Here is a 17,583-nt window from a genome sequence, read left to right as displayed (position 1 = left end):
CGATCTGCCTGCCGGCCGCCGCCCTTATTTTACCTGCCGGCGCGGTGGGGGCCCGGCCGCCCCCGCGGGGGCGACCGGGCCCGCGGTCATGCCGCCCGTGCCTGGGCTCAGAGGGCCGTGATCCCGCTCGACGGGGCACTGCCGCTTCGCATGTGCGATTCGCTACAGGGGCTCCCGCCCCGATCACGACCGGGTAACGCCCTCGCCTCTGGATTCCGCGGCTGAACGATCCGCCGTCCCCTGCGCGGCACCTCCGCCGCACCCCCGATCCCGGCCCCCAAGGCCCGCCGGAACGGTCTTCCGCCCTGCTCCGGGGTGGCATCCGCATGTCTGCGAGGTGTCCGGGGCGGAACCAGAGAAGCGAGAGCGATTTCCCTCAAGGACTTGACTGCGGTAACCCGTACAGCCGAGCTTGGAGTTCATAACTTGTAAGTGGCCCGGTTCCGCAGATGTGACCTGGGCCACGGGCGGCGCAGGGGCCGCCCGGCCGATGGCGGGAGTGGATGGGTCGATGGAGACTCCGGGGTCGCAGTCGTCGCTGCACCGAGCCAACCTGGAACGAGTCGTACGGGCCGTGCGGCTGGCCGGGTCGCTCACGCAGGCGGAGATCGCGCGGACGACCGGCCTGTCCGCCGCGACGGTCTCCAACATCGTGCGGGAGCTGAAGGACGGCGGGACGGTCGAGGTCACGCCCACCTCGGCGGGCGGGCGGCGGGCCCGCAGCGTCTCGCTCAGCGGGGACGCCGGCATCGTCATCGGCGTCGACTTCGGGCACGAGCACCTGCGCGTCGCGATCGGGAACCTCGCGCACCAGGTGCTGGCCGAGGAGTCCGAGCCGCTGGACGTCGACGCCTCCGCCACCCAGGGCTTCGACCGGGCGGAGGAGCTGGTCAACCGCTTGATCGCGGCGACCGGCGTCGACCGGTCCAAGGTGGCGGGCGTGGGGCTCGGCGTGCCCGGTCCGATCGACGTGGAGTCGGGGACCCTGGGTTCCACCGCGATCCTGCCCGGCTGGGGCGGCACCAGGCCCGCCGAGGAGATGCGCGAGCGCCTCGGTGTGCCCGTGCACGTGGACAACGACGCCAACCTCGGCGCCCTCGGCGAGCTGGTCTGGGGCAGCGGCAAGGGCGTGCGCGACCTCGCCTACATCAAGGTCGCCAGCGGTGTCGGCGCCGGTCTGGTGATCAACGGGAAGATCTATCGCGGCCCGGGTGGCACGGCGGGTGAAATCGGACATATTACACTCGATGAATCCGGTCCGGTCTGCCGTTGCGGGAACCGTGGCTGCCTGGAGACTTTCGCGGCCGCGCGCTACGTGCTCCCGCTGCTCCAGTCCAGCCATGGCACCGACCTGACGATGGAAGGCGTCGTACGGCTGGCCAGGGACGGAGACCCGGGCTGTCGTCGGGTGATCGCCGACGTCGGCCGCCACATCGGCAGTGGAGTGGCCAATCTCTGCAATCTGCTGAATCCGAGCCGGGTGGTCCTGGGCGGTGATCTCGCCGAGGCCGGAGAACTCGTTCTCGGGCCCATCAGGGAGTCCGTGAGCCGCTATGCCATCCCGAGTGCGGCGCGCCAACTGTCCGTTCTCCCCGGGGCACTTGGAGGCCGTGCTGAGGTGCTCGGGGCGCTCGCTCTCGCGCTCAGCGAGATGGGTGATTCGACCCTTTTGGACGGTTCTGCCGCCGACTTGCTGCCTGCGGCCACTCCTGCCTTCACTTAGAGAACGGATGGCACCGTTGCCATCTCGTTAAGGATTTACTTCTTGACGTCGCACGTGTGGCCGAGTTGACTTCCAGCCACCTCGGCCGCAACGACGCGGCCTCGTCAGGGAGGTTTCTAGAGTGAACACGCGCATGCGTCGTGCCGCCGTTGCCGTTGCCGCTGGGGCGATGGCTGTCTCGCTGGCCGCCTGTGGCAGTGCCAAGGAGTCCAAGGGCACCGACAGCTCTTCCTCGGCGTCCGCCAAGAAGGGCGACAACATCAAGGTCGGCCTTCTCCTTCCGGAGAACAAGACCGCCCGCTACGAGAAGTTCGACCGCCCCCTGATCGAGAAGAAGATCAAGGAGCTGACGAACAACAAGGCGGAGATCCAGTACAACAACGCCCGCCAGGACGCGAACGTTCAGGCCCAGCAGGTCGACACCATGATCACCAACAAGGTGGACGTCCTGATCGTGGACGCGGTGGACGCCAAGGCCATCCAGAACTCCGTCCAGAAGGCCGTTGACGCCGGCATCAAGGTCGTCGCCTACGACCGCCTCGCCGAGGGTCCGATCAGCGCCTACACCTCGTTCGACAACGAGGAGGTCGGCAAGACCCAGGGCGAGGCCCTGCTGAAGGCGCTGGGCAGCAAGGCCACCAAGGCCTCCAAGATCGTCATGGTCAACGGCTCGGTGACCGACCCGAACGCCGCCCAGTTCAAGAAGGGCGCGCACTCCGTCCTCGACGGCAAGGTCACCGTCGCCAAGGAGTACGACACCAAGGAGTGGTCGCCGGACAACGCCAACTCCGAGATGGAGTCGGCGATCTCCGCGGTCGGCAAGGACAAGATCGCGGGCGTCTACTCCGCCAACGACGGCATGGCCGGCGGTATCATCACCGCCCTGAAGGCCGCGGGCGTCTCCGTCCCGGTCACGGGCCAGGACGCCGAGCTGGCGGGTGTGCAGCGCATCGTCACCGGTGACCAGTACATGAGCGTCTACAAGCCGTACGCCCCCGAGGCCGACGCCGCCGCCGAGATGGCCGTCGCCCTCGCCCAGGGCAAGTCGCTCGACTCGATCGCCAAGAACAAGGTCTCCTCGGGCTCCGCCAAGGACGTCCCGTCGGTCCTGGTCCCGGTCACCGCGCTGACCAAGGACAACATCAAGGACACCGTCATCAAGGACGGCGTCTACACCGTCGCCGACATCTGCACGGACAAGTACAAGTCCGCCTGCGAGAAGCTCGGCCTCAGCTAAGCAGCCCCACGGTCCCTTCCCAAGTACCGGCGTTCGCCCGTGAACGCCCGTACGGGACCGGACGGACTGCCCAAGGCTCCTCCGGCGCCCCGCGCATCAGACAGCCCCGCAAGCTCGGTGCGGGGCGCCGGACGGAACTCCCCCAAACTTCTGCACAACCTCCCGCCGGGTCAGGCGGCGAAGGAGATGGTTCACGTGTCCGCTACGCCCGTGCTGGCGTTGCGCGGGGTCTCCAAGCGATTCGGTGCCGTTCAGGCGCTCACCGACGTAGAGCTTGAGGTCCACGCCGGTGAGGTGGTCGCCCTGGTGGGCGACAACGGTGCCGGAAAGTCCACGCTGGTCAAGACGATCGCCGGCGTGCACCCCATCGATGAGGGTGTCATCGAATGGGACGGCAAGGCCGTTTCGATCAGCAGGCCGCACGACGCCCAGGCCCTGGGCATCGCGACGGTGTACCAGGACCTCGCGCTGTGCGACAACATCGATGTCGTCGGCAACCTGTTCCTCGGCCGCGAGCTGAGGAAGTGGGGCGTCCTCGACGAGGTCGAGATGGAGCGCCGCGCCCGCGAGCTGCTGACCACGCTGTCGATCCGCATCCCGAGCGTCCGTATCCCGATCGCCTCGCTCTCCGGCGGTCAGCGCCAGACCGTGGCCATCGCGCGTTCGATGCTCGGCGACCCCAAGCTGGTCATCCTGGACGAGCCCACCGCCGCCCTCGGCGTCGAGCAGACCGCCCAGGTCCTCGACCTCGTGGAGCGTCTGCGCGAGCGCGGTCACGCCGTCATCCTCATCAGCCACAACATGGCGGACGTGAAGGCGGTGGCCGACAAGGTCGCCGTGCTGCGCCTCGGCCGCAACAACGGCGTCTTCGAGGTCAAGACGACCTCGCAGGAGGAGATCATCTCCGCCATCACCGGCGCCACCGACAACGCCGTGACCCGCCGTGCGGCGCGCACGTCCGGGGAGGTTTCCAAGTGAGCATCGACAAGACCTCCGCGAACATGGACAAGACCCCCGAGGCGTCCGGGGACACGCCCGTCGTGAACCCCGAGGCCGCGGCCGCCGCGGTCACCGCGGTCGACCCGCGCCTGCTGGTGCGCGAGCAGGGCCTGCTCGGCTACTGGACCGAGTTCAAGCGCAAGATGAAGGCAGGCGAACTGGGCTCCCTCCCGGTCGTCCTGGGCCTCGCCATCATCTGCATCATCTTCCAGGTCCTGAACTCCGAGTTCCTCTCCGCGCAGAACATCAGCAACATCACGGTCACGATGGTCGGCACGGGCATGATCTCCGTCGGCATCGTCTTCGTGCTGCTGCTCGGCGAGATCGACCTGTCGGTCGGCTCGATCAGCGGCGCGGCCAGTGCCCTCGCGGCCGTCCTGACGGTCAACCAGGGCTGGCCCGAGTGGGTGGCCGTGCTCGTCGCCATCGCCGTCGGTGCCGCCATCGGCTCGCTGCACGGCTTCTTCTTCGCGGTGCTCGGCGCGCCCGCCTTCGCCGTGACCCTGGCCGGTCTGCTGTTCTGGCTGGGCTTCATGCTGAAGGTGCTGGGCGAGGACGGCACGATCAACCTCGACAGCGACGGTCTGATCGGCAAGCTGACCACGTACACCTTCACGGACGTGGCCGCCGCCTACGGCCTGGCCGTCGTCGTGGTCGCCCTGTTCTTCGTCAGCTCCTTCCTGGGCAACCGGCGCCGGGAGGCCGCGGGCGTCCCGTCCCGGCCGCTGAGCGACACGATCCTGCGCACGGCGCTGCTGGCCGTGGTCTCCTTCGCGGGCGCCTACATGTACAACCAGTACAAGGGTCTGCCGCTGGCCACAGTGATCTTCCTCGCATTCCTGGTCGGCACGGACTTCGTCCTGCGCCGCACCTCCTACGGCCGCAAGATCTTCGCGCTCGGTGGCAGCGTGGAGGCGTCCCGGCGTGCGGGCATCAACGTCACGGCGGTGCGGATCTCCGTCTTCGCGATCTCCGGCGGTTTCGCGGCGATCGGCGGTCTGTTCCTGGCCTCGAAGATCGCCTCCGCCAACCAGAGCGCCGGTACGGGCGACCTGCTGATGAACGCGATCGCCGCGGCCGTCATCGGTGGTACGTCGCTCTTCGGCGGCCGGGGCCGTACCTGGAACGCCCTGCTGGGTGTGCTGGTCATCGTGTCCATCCAGTACGGTCTCCAGCTGGAGTCCATCGCCGAGCCGGTGAAGTACATGATCACCGCGGCGGTCCTGCTGACCACCGTGGTCATCGACTCCATCACGCGCAAGACGCAGAAGACCGCGGGGCGCGCGTAGCGCCCCTAGGCAGGAACAGTGCCCGGTGCCCGAAAGGTGCCGGGCACTGTCGTGTCCCGCAAAGCCGGAACATTAGACTCGTCAAGCCCGGCGACAGCTCGATCAGCTCTACTTGCAAGGAGGCACGGGTGCCGCTGCTGACCCGCATCAGGGGACCGCGCGATCTGGACCGGCTCAGCCTGGAGGAGCTGGACCAGCTGGCAGAGGAGATCCGGACCTTCCTCGTCGACGCAGTCTCCAAGACAGGCGGCCACCTCGGCCCCAACCTGGGCGTGGTCGAGCTCACCATCGCCCTGCACCGCGTCTTCGAGTCCCCCAAGGACAAGGTCCTGTGGGACACGGGCCACCAGTCCTACGTGCACAAGCTGCTCACCGGCCGGCAGGACTTCGCCAGGCTGAAGATGAAGGGCGGCCTGTCCGGCTACCCCTCGCAGGCCGAGTCCGAGCACGACGTCATCGAGAACAGCCACGCCTCCACGGTCCTCGGCTGGGCCGACGGCATCGCCAAGGCGAACCAGCTGAAGCAGCGGGACAGCCATGTCGTCGCCGTGATCGGTGACGGGGCACTGACCGGTGGTATGGCCTGGGAGGCGCTGAACAACATCGCCGAGGCCAAGGACCGCCCGCTCGTCATCGTCGTCAACGACAACGAGCGCTCCTACGCCCCGACCATCGGCGGCCTCGCCAACCACCTGGCCACCCTGCGCACGACCGACGGCTACGAGCGCTTCCTCGCCCGGACGAAGGACATCCTCGACCGCACCCCGGTCGTCGGCAAGCCGCTGTACGAGACCCTCCACGGCGCCAAGAAGGGGCTGAAGGACTTCATCGCCCCGCAGGGCATGTTCGAGGACCTGGGCCTGAAGTACGTCGGCCCGATCGACGGACACGACATCGAGGCGCTGGAGTCCGCCCTGGCGCGGGCCAAGCGGTTCGGCGGGCCGGTCATCGTGCACTGCCTGACCGAGAAGGGCCGCGGCTACCAGCCCGCCCTCCAGGACGAGGCCGACCGCTTCCACGCCGTCGGCAAGATCCACCCGGACACCGGTCTGCCGATCGCCTCCTCCGGCGCCGACTGGACCTCCGTGTTCGGCGAGGAGATGGTCAGGCTCGGCGAGGAGCGCGAGGACATCGTCGCCATCACCGCGGCCATGCTCCAGCCGGTCGGCCTGGACCGCTTCGCCAAGCGCTTCCCCGAACGGGTGTACGACGTCGGGATCGCCGAGCAGCACGGCGCCGTCTCCGCGGCCGGTCTGGCCCACGCCGGCGTGCACCCGGTCTTCGCCGTCTACGCCACCTTCCTCAACCGTGCCTTCGACCAGGTCCTGATGGACGTGGCCCTGCACAAGTGCGGGGTGACCTTCGTCCTGGACCGGGCCGGTGTCACCGGCACCGACGGTGCCTCGCACAACGGCATGTGGGACATGTCGATCCTGCAGGTCGTGCCGGGGCTGCGGCTGGCCGCCCCGCGCGATGCCGACCAGGTGCGGGCGCAGTTGCGCGAGGCCGTCGCCGTCGAGGACGCGCCGACCGTGGTGCGTTTCTCCAAGGGCGCCGTCGGCCCCGCCGTACCGGCCGTGGGCCGCGTCGGCGGCATGGACGTGCTGCGCGAGCCGGGCACCGACCGCCCCGACGTGTTGCTGGTCTCCGTGGGCGCGCTCGCCCCGATGTGCCTGGAGATCGCCGGCCTGCTCGACCAGCAGGGCATCTCCACGACGGTCGTCGACCCGCGCTGGGTCAAGCCCGTCGACGAGGCGATGGCCCCGCTCGCCGAGCGGCACCGGGTCGTGGTCACCGTCGAGGACAACAGCCGCGTCGGCGGTGTCGGCTCCGCGATCGCCCAGGCCCTCAGGGACGCGGGCGTGGACGTGCCGCTGCGTGACTTCGGCATCCCGCCGCGCTTCCTCGACCATGCCTCCCGGGCCGAGGTCATGGCCGAGATCGGGCTGACCGCGCCCGACATCGCCCGCCAGGTCACCGGTCTGGTGGCCAAGCTGGACGGCCGGTTCGACCGTACGGCCGACGAGGTGGACTCGGTCGAGCCCGTGCGCGATTAGGACGCGTCCGGGAAAGCACCCGTCGGGCCGGTTCCGCCCCCTTCCCAGGTGGCGGAACCGGCCCGTTTGCGTGAACCTGCCTGTGCCGGGGCATACGCATCCCCAGCCCTCTCGATCATGTCGAGGACGACGAGCGTGTGGGAGGTAGGTCCGTGAGCAGCACCCTCTTCCGAACGAAGAAGGTCGAACAGTCCATCCTCGACACCGAGGAACCGGAGCACGCGCTCAAGAAGTCCCTGTCCGCGCTGGACCTGACCGTCTTCGGCGTCGGTGTCATCATCGGCACCGGCATCTTCGTGTACACCGGGTCCGTCGCCAAGACGACCGCGGGCCCTGCGATCTCCCTGTCCTTCGTCGCGGCGGGTGTGGCCTGCGCCCTGGCCGCGTTGTGCTACGCGGAGTTCGCCTCCACCGTCCCGGTGGCGGGGTCCGCGTACACGTTCTCGTACGCCTCGATCGGCGAGCTTCCCGCCTGGATCATCGGCTGGGACCTGGTCCTGGAGTTCGCGCTCGGCACGGCGGTGGTCGCGGTCGGCTGGTCCGGCTATTTCCGGTCGTTCCTGGTCAACAACATCGGCTGGCAGGTCCCCGAGGTACTGGGCGGCCGGGACGGCGCCTCGGGCTTCGGCTTCGACCTGTTCGCCGCCCTGCTGGTCCTGGCGCTCACCGCCGTGCTCGTCGTCGGCATGAAGCTGTCCGCACGCGTCACCCAGGTGGTCGTCGCGATCAAGCTGGTCGTCGTGTTCATCGTGATCATCGCCGGCGCCTTCATCGTCAACACGGCCAACTACAAGCCCTACATTCCGCCGTCCCAGCCCGAGGCGGCCGGCGGCAACCTCCAGGCCCCGCTGATCCAGCTGATGTTCGGGTGGGCGCCGTCCAACTTCGGTGTGATGGGCATCTTCACCGGCGCCTCGATCGTGTTCTTCGCGTTCATCGGCTTCGACGTGGTGGCCACGGCCGCCGAGGAGACCCGCAACCCGCAGCGGGACATGCCGCGCGGCATCATCGGCTCGCTGTTCATCTGCACGGTGCTGTACGTGGCCGTCTCGATCGTCGTCACCGGCATGCAGAAGTACACGGAGCTGTCCGTGCAGGCCCCGCTCGCGGAGGCCTTCAAGGCCACGGGGCATCCCTGGTACGCCGGTGTGATCAGCTTCGGCGCCACCATCGGCCTGATCACCGTCTGCATGATCCTGCTGCTCGGCCAGACCCGGGTGTTCTTCGCGATGAGCCGCGACGGGCTGCTGCCGCGGTTCTTCTCGCACACCCACCCGCGCTTCCGGACGCCGTACCGGCCGACCATCCTGCTCGGCGTGATCATCGCGGTCGTCGCGGGCTTCACCAGCCTCCAGACGCTCGGCGAGCTGGTGAACATCGGCACGCTGTTCGCGTTCATCATCGTCGCGATCAGCGTCATCATCCTCCGCAGGACCCGCCCCGACCTGCACCGCGCCTTCCGCACTCCGTGGGTCCCGGTCATCCCGATCCTCTCCGTGTGCGCCTCGCTGTGGCTGATGCTCAACCTGCCCGCCGAGACCTGGCTCCGGTTCGCCATCTGGATGGTCATCGGCTTCATCGTCTACTTCCTCTACGGCCGCTCGCACAGCCGCCTCAGCCGGCACGAGGAGACCTCCGTCGACGAGGTCACGCACCCGCCGAAGGGCAACACCGAGTAGCCGTCAAGGTCCCCACCTCGGTCCCGTATGTCCCGCTTCAGATGGGACTGCGGTGCCGGATAGCCTCCTGCCCATGCTCGCCGCCCCGCTCGCCCCCGCACGGAACGTGACCGCCCGGAGGGCGTACTGGGCACGGCTGCTGCCCGTCCTCGCAGCCCTGGCCTGCGTCACCCGCGTCCCGTCCTTCGTCCGGCCGCTGTGGAGCCCCGACGAGGGCTATCTCGCCGTCCAGGCGCGCCTCCTGGCCCAGGGCGGCCACCTGTACGAGACGGTCGTGGACCGCAAGCCGCCCCTGGTGCCCTGGCTGTACGAGGCCGCCTTCGCGGTCTGCGGATCCGGCTCCCTCACCCCGGTGCGGGTCCTGGCGGTCCTCGCGCAGACGCTCACGGCCCTGCTGCTGGCCTCCGTGGCCCGGCGCCGCTGGGGCGACACCGCGGGCCGTACCGCCGGGGTGTTGTACCTGCTGGTCTCGGTCGGGCTCAACCCCGAGGACGCCCAGGCCGCCACCTTCGAGGTGTTCATACTGCCCTGTACCGCGGCCGCCCTGTGGTGCGCGGACCGCGGCCGCTGGGGCGCGGCCGGTGCCGCAGTCGCCTGCGCCTTCCTCGCCAAGCAGACCGGAGGCGCGGTCCTGCTGCCGGTGGCGTGGCTGCTGTACCGGGCCGGACTCCCGCGCGCGGGCGCCCTGCGGCTCGCGGCCGGGTTCGCCGTACCGGTGGTGTGCGCGGCCCTGGCCACGGATCCCGAGGGGTTCCTGTTCTGGACGGTCACCGGTTCCGCCGCCTACGCCACCTTCACCGGCTCCGAACTCCATGTCCTCGGCCGCTGTCTGGCCAACACCGCGATCCTGTCGGTGGCCTGTGCGGGCCTGATCCCGCCGGTCGTACGGGCCCTGCGCACCGCCGGCCCGGCAGCGGCCGACCTGTGGCTGTGGCTGGCCTCCTCGGCCTTCGCCGTCACCCTCGGCTTCCACTTCTTCGGCCACTACTACCTGCAACTCACCCCGCCCGCGGCGCTGCTGGCCACGGCCGCGCTGCGGATCCCGTCCCGTGAACGGCTGACGGCCGCCGTCCTCACCTCGGCCGGCTGCTGTGCCCTCTTCCTCGCCTGGGGCCTGCTCGCGCCGCGCCCCGAACTCGCCCACGCCCAGCGCCTCGGGGCGGCCCTCGCCCAGCGAACCGCGCCGACCGACCGGGTCCTCGTGTGGGGCATGCACCCCGAGACGTACTGGCTGGCCGGCCGCACTCCCGCCACCCGCTACCTCACCGCCGGCCTGCTCACCAACTACAGCGGCGGCCGCGACGGCCCCCAGGTCGGCGAGAAGTACGCGGTCGAGGGCGCCTGGCCGGTCTTCCGGGCGGAGCTGGCCGTACACGCCCCGGCCCTGGTCGTCGACGACTCCCGCGGCAGGCCCTACGGCCCCGACCGCATCCCGAGCCTGCGCCGGCTGCTGGCAGGCCGGTACGAGGAGGTGGAGAGGGTGGACGGCGCCGTGCTCTACGCCCGGACGCCGCCCGGCTGAAGAGGGCCGGCTCCCGCCGGAGCGCACCCTGGCCGCAACAACAACTCGGGTCAGTCCTCGTCAGTCCTCGTCGGTCAGCGAAGACATCGCGCGTGGACGCAGGACCATGAGCGAGCCTTCCAAGGTCGCCACCATGGCAAAGGGGAACCGGTCGACCTCAAGACAGAGCGCAACGTCATCAGGATGGACTCCTTGACGCACCCCCTCCGCCAGTTCGGCGGCGGCACGCGACTCGGCAGCGCGGCGGACGAAGCCGGCAGCATCCGTCTCAGCCTCGGTGGCCCTCCGGGCGATGTATTGAGCACACGCCAGATCTTCATCGGCCTGCCCGTCTTCGCCCGTGACCACGAACGTGACACTGTCGCTCTCGTGTGTCCGCAGGAGCCGAGCCGTAGCCTCCGCCACCACGAAGCCGGCGCACAGCACCAGCGGAGCGTCCCTGACCGCAAGGGCGCCGACCGTCCCTGCCGTGGTCTTCTGCACAACGGTCCGTCCGCCGAGGTCGATGGACCGCAGCAGGCCCGGCGAGTTGACGGTGTCGAACCCGGGTGCGGGCGGACCGTCTTTGAGCGCCACCCAATCCGGGTGGCGAGCCTTGAGCGCCAAGGCTTCGTCCAGCGACTCCGCAAGGACGATCTTCTCCGCCCCCTGGGCAAAGGCCCAGGCAGCCACGGTGAAAGCACGCATGACGTCGACTACGACCGCCACGGACGGGGCTTCGACCAGATCAGCGATACCAAGGAAACGAGTGTCCATTCCGATCATGATCGCGCATGCCCGACCGTGGGTGCCCGGAGAGTGATGCGCCTCACATCGACGGTCTCGGAATTTGGACTTGCGCAAGCTGTTCAGACTCCGAGGTCGTCAATAAAGGCGATCTTCGGCAGTTCCAGCGGATAAATGCGTGACCTCTCGGTCGCGATCCAATGAATCATTGACTCAACTCGGTCAAGTGCGTCGGCAGGCTCGGTGAACTCGGACATGAGATGCAATATGTTCTGCATGGCGGCTGCCTTTTCGGGATAGTATTTCCCGAAGAATTCACAGCACATGTCCGGGTCGCGCGTATATTCCTGCAGCCGTTCGGCAATCAATTCCAGGCCGGCGCGTAGTACTCGCTTCACAAGCCGCAGGACGAGTGTTCGCGCCAAGACGTCGGAGGCGTCGTCAACGGCGCAACGAACCGTTTTGAGATCGAGTTCGAGATTGAACAGATGACTGAACGCGTCTGCGTCAATCCGGTAGGGAGCGATCCGCGGCGCGAAGTCTTCGCCGTACACCAGAGCCGATTGTGTCTTGATGTAGAAACCGCTCTTACGGTCCGTGAGTATTGCTGTCGCGGATGTTATGGCGAGATCGATATCGACGGCAGTTGAATGTCGGCTGAGTGTGCGATCCACAGCCTCCTGCGTCCACGCCCTGTCGACCGCGTGCTCCTGGTGGGTCACGGCTATTAGATCAAGGTCTGAACGTCCGAATACGGCCGTTCCGTTGGCCACTGATCCCCTCACGTAAACACTGGCGAGATCTCGGTAGCGCGACCGGTATTCATCCACCAGACTCTCGATGAGGGGGCGCCATACCGGGCCGACCTTCTCGATGTCAGCCATATTCATTAGGTGGCCGTCAGTGTTGAGGGGAATAAACACTAGTCACTCCTATTGACCCTGAAGGGGCGAACTCGGTGGTTCGGGATCGGCATCGCGACCGTAAACCGCTACAAGGCGTATCGCGGCGCCGGCGCCTCCATCCGGGCGCCCAGGCCGGTCTCGTCCTTCATCACGCGTCGGCATGAGGTGGGAAAAGGCTCCTTGACGGGCCGGCTCGGGTTGTCACAATCACCCGGCTGCAAGCAACTTGCCGGCTGTGGCTGTCACCGCGAGAAACCGATCGTTCTCCGCTGAGGTGCCTATGGTGACACGGGCAGCTTCGGGAAAGTCGCGTATGAGGACCCCACCGGCCGCGCAGTGCGCCGCAAAGGCGGCGGGATCCGGCATGGGGAGCCAGAAGAAATTCGCCTGAGATGCCGGGGCCCGGGGCACCAATGCCTTCAGCGCGGGGAACATCCGGGCACGCTCCGCGGTGATGAAGTCGACGCGGCGACGTACCTCTTTTTCCTGCTCGAGCGCGGCAAGCGCGGCAACCTCGGCGAAGGTGCTCGTGGCGAAGGGTGCGAGGAGCTTGCGCATGGCGTTGGCCACCTCCGGCGCAGCAGCCAGCCACCCCAGGCGCAGGCCGGCAAGGCCCCAAGCCTTTGACATGGTGCGCAGAACCACTACGTTGCGTCGGTCACCGTACTCAACCAGTCCGTCCGGAACATCGGGGTCGGTGACGAACTCGCAATATGCCTCGTCCAGAACGACCAGGACTGATTCCGGGACAGAGTCGATGAACTTCGTGAGCTCTGCACGGGTGACGGCAGTGCTGGTCGGGTTGTTGGGATTACAGATGAGTGCCACGCGGGTGTCGGCGGTTATCGCCGCTGCCATTGCGTCAAGGTCCTGGCTGAAATCATCGGCGCAGGGCACCTGCACGGGGCGCACATTACCGCCCACTGCAACGACCGGATACGCCTCGTAGGAGCGCCAGGGAAAGATGAACTCCTGGCCTGGTTCGCACACAGCCTTCAGCAGCAGTTCAAGGAGGTAGACGGAGCCGAAACCGGTCACTATCCGATCCGGTGTCACACCGTGGTGGTCGGCCAATGCATTACGCAGGGCCACAGCTGCCATGTCTGGATAGCGGTTGGAGCCACCGGCAGCTGCAACGATGGCATCGAGAACGCCGGGCAGCGGGCCGAAGGGAAGTTCGTTGAGCGCGAGCCTCGCAGCATCAGGTGCCTGCGGGGCACCGCTGCTGTCAAGCGGGATGGGACTTGGCAGGTAGGACGGCAGGACGTCCAATTCCGGCCGGGTAAGCTGCGCTTCCAACGGTCCTCCTCCTTCAGTTGACTTGCAATGGAGCTGTATCGAAGATCGCGCCCCACGGTGGTCGGTGCCATATCTGCTGCGGTTGGGAAACGCGAAGCCGCAGGCCGGCTGAGGGCGGCAGGGATCAGACCAGAGTGGACGCAGGCAGCATGGGCATGCGGGATGCTTCGGTGGTCCATGCCCCGTCGACGTGCTCGATGTAGTCGTAGAGGGGCTGGAACTGCACGCGCGCGCTTTCCTCGGAAGCCACGTAGCGCTGTGTCTTGAGGGCGACATCATGCGGAATCGGCTCCAGTGGCCCAAGCCCCGCTGACAACACCTGCGCCTTGCAGGCCCTCTCCAGGGTGATATAGCGCCAGGCTGCCGCCTCCACCGATGCCCCAACTGTGAGCAGACCGTGGTATTTGAGGATCAGAGTATTAAAGTCGCCGAGTGCTTCGGCGGTCGCCCGGCCGTCTTCGAAGGTGTGGGGAAGACCGCCGAAGTCGTGGTCCACCGCCTGGTCCTGGTAGAAAGCGCAGGTGTCCTGGCTGATGGCGGGGAGTATCCTGCCGGTGGCTGCCCAGATACGCCCGTACGGGGAATGAAAGTGTGCTGACGCCACGACATCCGGCCGCGCGGCATGCACGCTGGAGTGCAGCACCAAGGCACCTATGTTGACCGGGTGGCGGCCTGCCAGCACGTTGCCGTCGTAGTCGAGCAGCACTAGATCATCGACATCGGTCTTCGACAGGTGAACCCCGACGGGGTTCACCCAGAACGCGTTCTTCACTTCCGGGTCTCGGCATGCAAAATGTCCGGCGAAGCCCTCACCTTCGTCATAGCCCCACCGCGAGAAGAGGCGGAGTGCGGCAATCAGCTGCGTCAATCGGTGCTGCCGCTCCTGAGGGATTGACCGCGTGATTTCGGGATCGTCAGTGTCGTTCACCAGAACGATCGAACCCTTCATGGTGTGCATCCCATCGTTGTTGGGTGAATTACTGCGGGGCTGACGCCGAAGCAGCTGGCGGCCGGTGCGCTGGTGAGGCTCGATGGCGGCGGAGTGGTTCGAGCGCGAGGAGAAGGCCGCCGATATCGCCGAGGCGTTCGACGTCGGGTGGAGAAGTGGCGGCGGGCGTGGCGCGAGGGCGGGAGTGGCGGCCCTGCGTCACCCACGATCTGACCGTGGACCGAAGCCACGGGATCACAGGGCGCACCAAGGCGTCGGCCGCCTCGTGCCAGTGCCCTTCCAGGGCCGCCGCCTCAAGGGATGGAAGCGTCGCCACAACGGCACCCTCGCCCAAGATCCGCTGCCTCGGCGAGCAGCCCATGGCTACCCTGAAGTGCCGGCGACTCCTGCGGAACTCCGCTGCAGCACCGAACGAATCACCGGCGATTTCGCCGAAGCTCCGCTGGTTCTAGGCGGCTTGCGAGGTCACCTGGCCCAACGGAGCTTCGGTCTTGTCTGTCGCAGCCCGCCCACCTGCAGAAAGAGCCGATATCCGGACTTTGCGCCAGTCCCGGGGAGAGAAGACTCAGGCGGCCGAAACGTTCGGGAAGATTTCGGGGAATGCGTCGACAATGGCCTGCCTCATCGCAAGCTGCACCGTCTCGAGATCGCCGTCGCCCGGGACCGAAACGAAATCAGTGAACTCGGGGAGGCCGACGTAGGCGGCCCGGAAGGCCTCGAGGAACTCCGGGCTCTCTTCGTCGATTCCGCGCACGTTGATGCGGCGTACCGCCTCGGCCGGGGAGACGTCCAGAAAGATCGTGAGATCCGGCTTGAGCGCACCTCCGAGGAGTCTGCGCAGGAAGTCGACGCTGCCGACCCCCTCGGCCTTGGCCAGGGCGTACTGGCAGTAGATGTAGCGGTCGACGATCACGACGTCGGGGGACGTCATGAGGGTCTCCTCGAGCGCGGAAACCCGGGCCAGTTGGGAGCACGCAGAGATGAGGCGCATGGTCTCGCCGCCGATGAGCTCCAAGTGGTCCTCGAGCCCATCCTGTTGGGCCATGGCGTCGAGAGACTTGCGTACGGGTGCCATGGTGAGGCTCCGGTGAGCCTGGCCCGGAACGCCCTGTGAGCGGAGCCAATCGCCGAGCATTCGCACCTGGGACGACTTGCCGGCTCCGTCCAGGCCGATCACCGCCACAAGTCGCCCGGTTCTGGATCCTTGGCCCGCAGGGTATTGCTGTGCGCGCACTTCCACCGCCCTAGTGAACTGTTCCGTCACTGAAGAAATTGACGGGCCTGCTGTACGGCCCTCGTGAGGGAAGGCGAGAACCAAGGATGCAGATTCCTGAGATGAATCTGTGGTTCTGAACTCGCGCCCCCCGTCGACGCCTCAGCGAACCTAGATCAATCCCAGGAGGGTTGTAAACAGCTTTCCAACTTGCGTCTCGGGGAATGAGATGAGCGTACTGAGGAGCCGTGTCTAACCCGGACATAATCGCTTGATTTCTGCTGGCCAGCCACGGTCTCGGCTGCAAGAAGCGGAGGAAGTTGCCCCGGTAGCTGTGGTGTTGGAGGTCTACGAGTCGTAAGTCACCCGGTTTGCTTGGGTGTTGGAGGTGACGAGGGAGGAAGTCACCGGGCTGGCTGGGGTGTTGGCGTCCGTCTTGACTGTTGACGGGTAATGTCGACTCTGCCTATGGTGCTTCCTCGCTATGATCATCTCGGTCGGCGGCCACCTGGTCGAAACGTCTCTGTTTCACCGTCAGCCGTCACGGAATGTCCTATTCCGTTTCCCGAAGTATCGCGAGGGGCAGCGCAGCCCTAGCCATCGCCTTTTAACCTGCTCGGGCATCTTTTGAGTTTCTGGCCCGTCGGTTTGCGGTGGCCCTTCCGTGTCTGAGTACTTCTCTAGGAGTTGCATTGACAGCGCAGTTGCCCGTTGATGACGGGGGATCCGGCACGGCCGTGGCCAGGCGCCTCGTCTTCGCGGATGTCGCCCATCAGTACTCGGTCGCACCGGTCGCGGACGCGCCCGTATGCGTGGTCGAGCTCGTACCCGAAGAGGGCAGTGGCGCGCGGGCCGTGGAGTACCTGCGTCAGGGAGACACCGTTGCCCGAGCGGTATCGGCGCTGGATGCCACGGGCGGGGCAACGGCGCTCGACCCGCCGGCCGAGCCCCTGGCGACCTGGGCCGGTACGAGGCTCAACGAGGACTTCACGGCCTATCTGCGCACGGCCCTGGCGGCGCCGGGTCAGGCCCCGGATGCGGATTCCGGCGATGAGTCCCTTGAGGCACTCGGTCCGGTCATGCTGCTCCGTACCCACGCGGGCGAGCAGCAGCCCTACACGGAAGTGCTGATGTGCACCCGTATACGTGCCATCGGGGCGCTGTTCGTCCGAGTCGCTCAATTCGGTCATTCCGTCGATTCCGACCTCGGTGAGCTCGTGACAGCGGCATTCAAGCACCGCACCGAACTCGAGGATTTCGTTCGTGTCGAGGGCAACGCCTACCGGGGATACGAGAAGGACATCGAGATCGAGGAGAAGGTCACCCTCATCGATGACGCCTCCATCTGGTCCCTCACCAAGAGCATGTGGACGGCCGTCGAGAACGGGGACTTCCCCGGGTTCATCACCGACCCGGGCTACGAGCTGACCCGCTGGCACTTCGTACAGCACAACTTCGAGGTGCTCGCGCCGGACGACGAGGTCGGCCACTACGCCTTCCAGGAGAACCTGGAGGGCAAGTACCGGCTCAAGATGAAGAAGTTCTCCAAGGACTCTCTGCGCCGTGTCGAGACGTTCCGCAAGGGCCTGGAGATTCCGGGTGCCGACTTCGAGGACTACCTGGCCCGGGAATTCCCCGACCTGCGCTTCAGGCGACTGCCGGGCTTCCGGCGTACGAAGTTCGACATCAACGTCCAGTCCGTCACCACCGGGCACTGTTTCGGCATAGAGACGGACGAGGTCACCCTCAGCGACACCACCGGGCGCAAGATGCGGCAGGTCGAGACGGAGTACCTGGAGACCCGCCGGCACGCCGGCATGGACGCCACGTCGATCGATACCGAGCTGAGCCGCCTGACCAGTCTGGTCGAGGCACATCTGGCACGCCTCGGCATCGCCGCCGAGCGCGGCCTCTACTCGAAGTTGTCCTTCCTGCGCGACTGTTCGCAGCCCGCCGACCGCTGACGGTCATCGGAACCGCCGCGG

General features: G+C 67.1%; 13 protein-coding genes. 8 read left to right on the top strand and 5 right to left on the bottom strand.

Translation table 11 applies throughout. The features are described from left to right. Window positions 1-511 precede the first annotated feature (511 nt). The 7 genes from ABZ471_RS33225 (at window position 512) to ABZ471_RS33195 (ending at window position 10,506) form a co-directional block, all read left to right on the top strand. Window positions 512-1,723, top strand: a complete 1,212-nt coding sequence (locus ABZ471_RS33225; RefSeq protein WP_359071692.1) for an ROK family transcriptional regulator — start codon at window positions 512-514, stop codon at window positions 1,721-1,723. Between the two features lie 133 nt (window positions 1,724-1,856). After that, the gene (locus ABZ471_RS33220) at window positions 1,857-2,960 is read left to right on the top strand and encodes a substrate-binding domain-containing protein (protein ID WP_359071691.1); all 1,104 of its coding nucleotides are present in this window, start codon (window positions 1,857-1,859) and stop codon (window positions 2,958-2,960) included. Between the two features lie 186 nt (window positions 2,961-3,146). Beyond that, window positions 3,147-3,938 carry an ATP-binding cassette domain-containing protein gene (locus ABZ471_RS33215; RefSeq protein WP_359071689.1) on the top strand — a complete coding sequence of 264 codons (792 nt, stop codon included), beginning with the start codon at window positions 3,147-3,149 and terminating at the stop codon, window positions 3,936-3,938. A gap of 23 nt (window positions 3,939-3,961) precedes the next feature. Then, window positions 3,962-5,248, top strand: a complete 1,287-nt coding sequence (locus tag ABZ471_RS33210; protein WP_359071695.1) for a sugar ABC transporter permease — start codon at window positions 3,962-3,964, stop codon at window positions 5,246-5,248. A 128-nt stretch (window positions 5,249-5,376) separates the two neighbouring features. After that, window positions 5,377-7,305, top strand: coding sequence for a 1-deoxy-D-xylulose-5-phosphate synthase (dxs, locus tag ABZ471_RS33205; RefSeq protein WP_359071687.1), 1,929 nt, complete (start codon window positions 5,377-5,379; stop codon window positions 7,303-7,305). A gap of 152 nt (window positions 7,306-7,457) precedes the next feature. Then, window positions 7,458-8,984 (top strand): amino acid permease, encoded by a 1,527-nt coding sequence (locus ABZ471_RS33200; RefSeq protein ID WP_359071685.1) that lies wholly within the window; start codon window positions 7,458-7,460, stop codon window positions 8,982-8,984. 73 nt (window positions 8,985-9,057) lie between these two features. After that, window positions 9,058-10,506 carry a glycosyltransferase family 39 protein gene (locus ABZ471_RS33195; protein WP_359071683.1) on the top strand — a complete coding sequence of 483 codons (1,449 nt, stop codon included), beginning with the start codon at window positions 9,058-9,060 and terminating at the stop codon, window positions 10,504-10,506. 60 nt (window positions 10,507-10,566) lie between these two features. Here ABZ471_RS33195 and ABZ471_RS33190 read toward each other — a convergent pair whose 3' ends face one another. The 5 genes from ABZ471_RS33190 to ABZ471_RS33170 form a co-directional block, all read right to left on the bottom strand. Further along, complete coding sequence (locus tag ABZ471_RS33190; protein ID WP_359071682.1) at window positions 10,567-11,262, bottom strand: 2-phosphosulfolactate phosphatase; 696 nt, start codon at window positions 11,260-11,262, stop codon at window positions 10,567-10,569. A gap of 92 nt (window positions 11,263-11,354) precedes the next feature. Further along, a complete protein-coding gene (locus ABZ471_RS33185) occupies window positions 11,355-12,116 on the bottom strand; it encodes a hypothetical protein (RefSeq protein ID WP_359071680.1) in 762 nt (253 codons plus the stop codon). 228 nt (window positions 12,117-12,344) lie between these two features. Then, window positions 12,345-13,436 carry a histidinol-phosphate transaminase gene (locus ABZ471_RS33180; RefSeq protein ID WP_359071678.1) on the bottom strand — a complete coding sequence of 364 codons (1,092 nt, stop codon included), beginning with the start codon at window positions 13,434-13,436 and terminating at the stop codon, window positions 12,345-12,347. Between the two features lie 124 nt (window positions 13,437-13,560). Beyond that, window positions 13,561-14,394: a class II aldolase/adducin family protein gene (locus ABZ471_RS33175; RefSeq protein ID WP_359071676.1), complete on the bottom strand. Its 834-nt coding sequence runs from the start codon at window positions 14,392-14,394 to the stop codon at window positions 13,561-13,563. A 556-nt stretch (window positions 14,395-14,950) separates the two neighbouring features. After that, window positions 14,951-15,562, bottom strand: coding sequence for a hypothetical protein (locus ABZ471_RS33170; protein WP_359071675.1), 612 nt, complete (start codon window positions 15,560-15,562; stop codon window positions 14,951-14,953). Between the two features lie 773 nt (window positions 15,563-16,335). Here ABZ471_RS33170 and ABZ471_RS33165 point away from each other — a divergent pair. Next, window positions 16,336-17,562, top strand: a complete 1,227-nt coding sequence (locus ABZ471_RS33165; RefSeq protein WP_359071673.1) for a hypothetical protein — start codon at window positions 16,336-16,338, stop codon at window positions 17,560-17,562. The last annotated feature ends 21 nt before the right edge of the window (window positions 17,563-17,583 follow it).

It is taken from the genome of Streptomyces sp. NPDC005728, from assembly GCF_040630895.1.
GTDB lineage: Bacteria > Actinomycetota > Actinomycetes > Streptomycetales > Streptomycetaceae > Streptomyces.
Note: the sequence above shows the minus strand (reverse complement) of the source record. Positions and strands in the feature narration are given on the sequence as shown.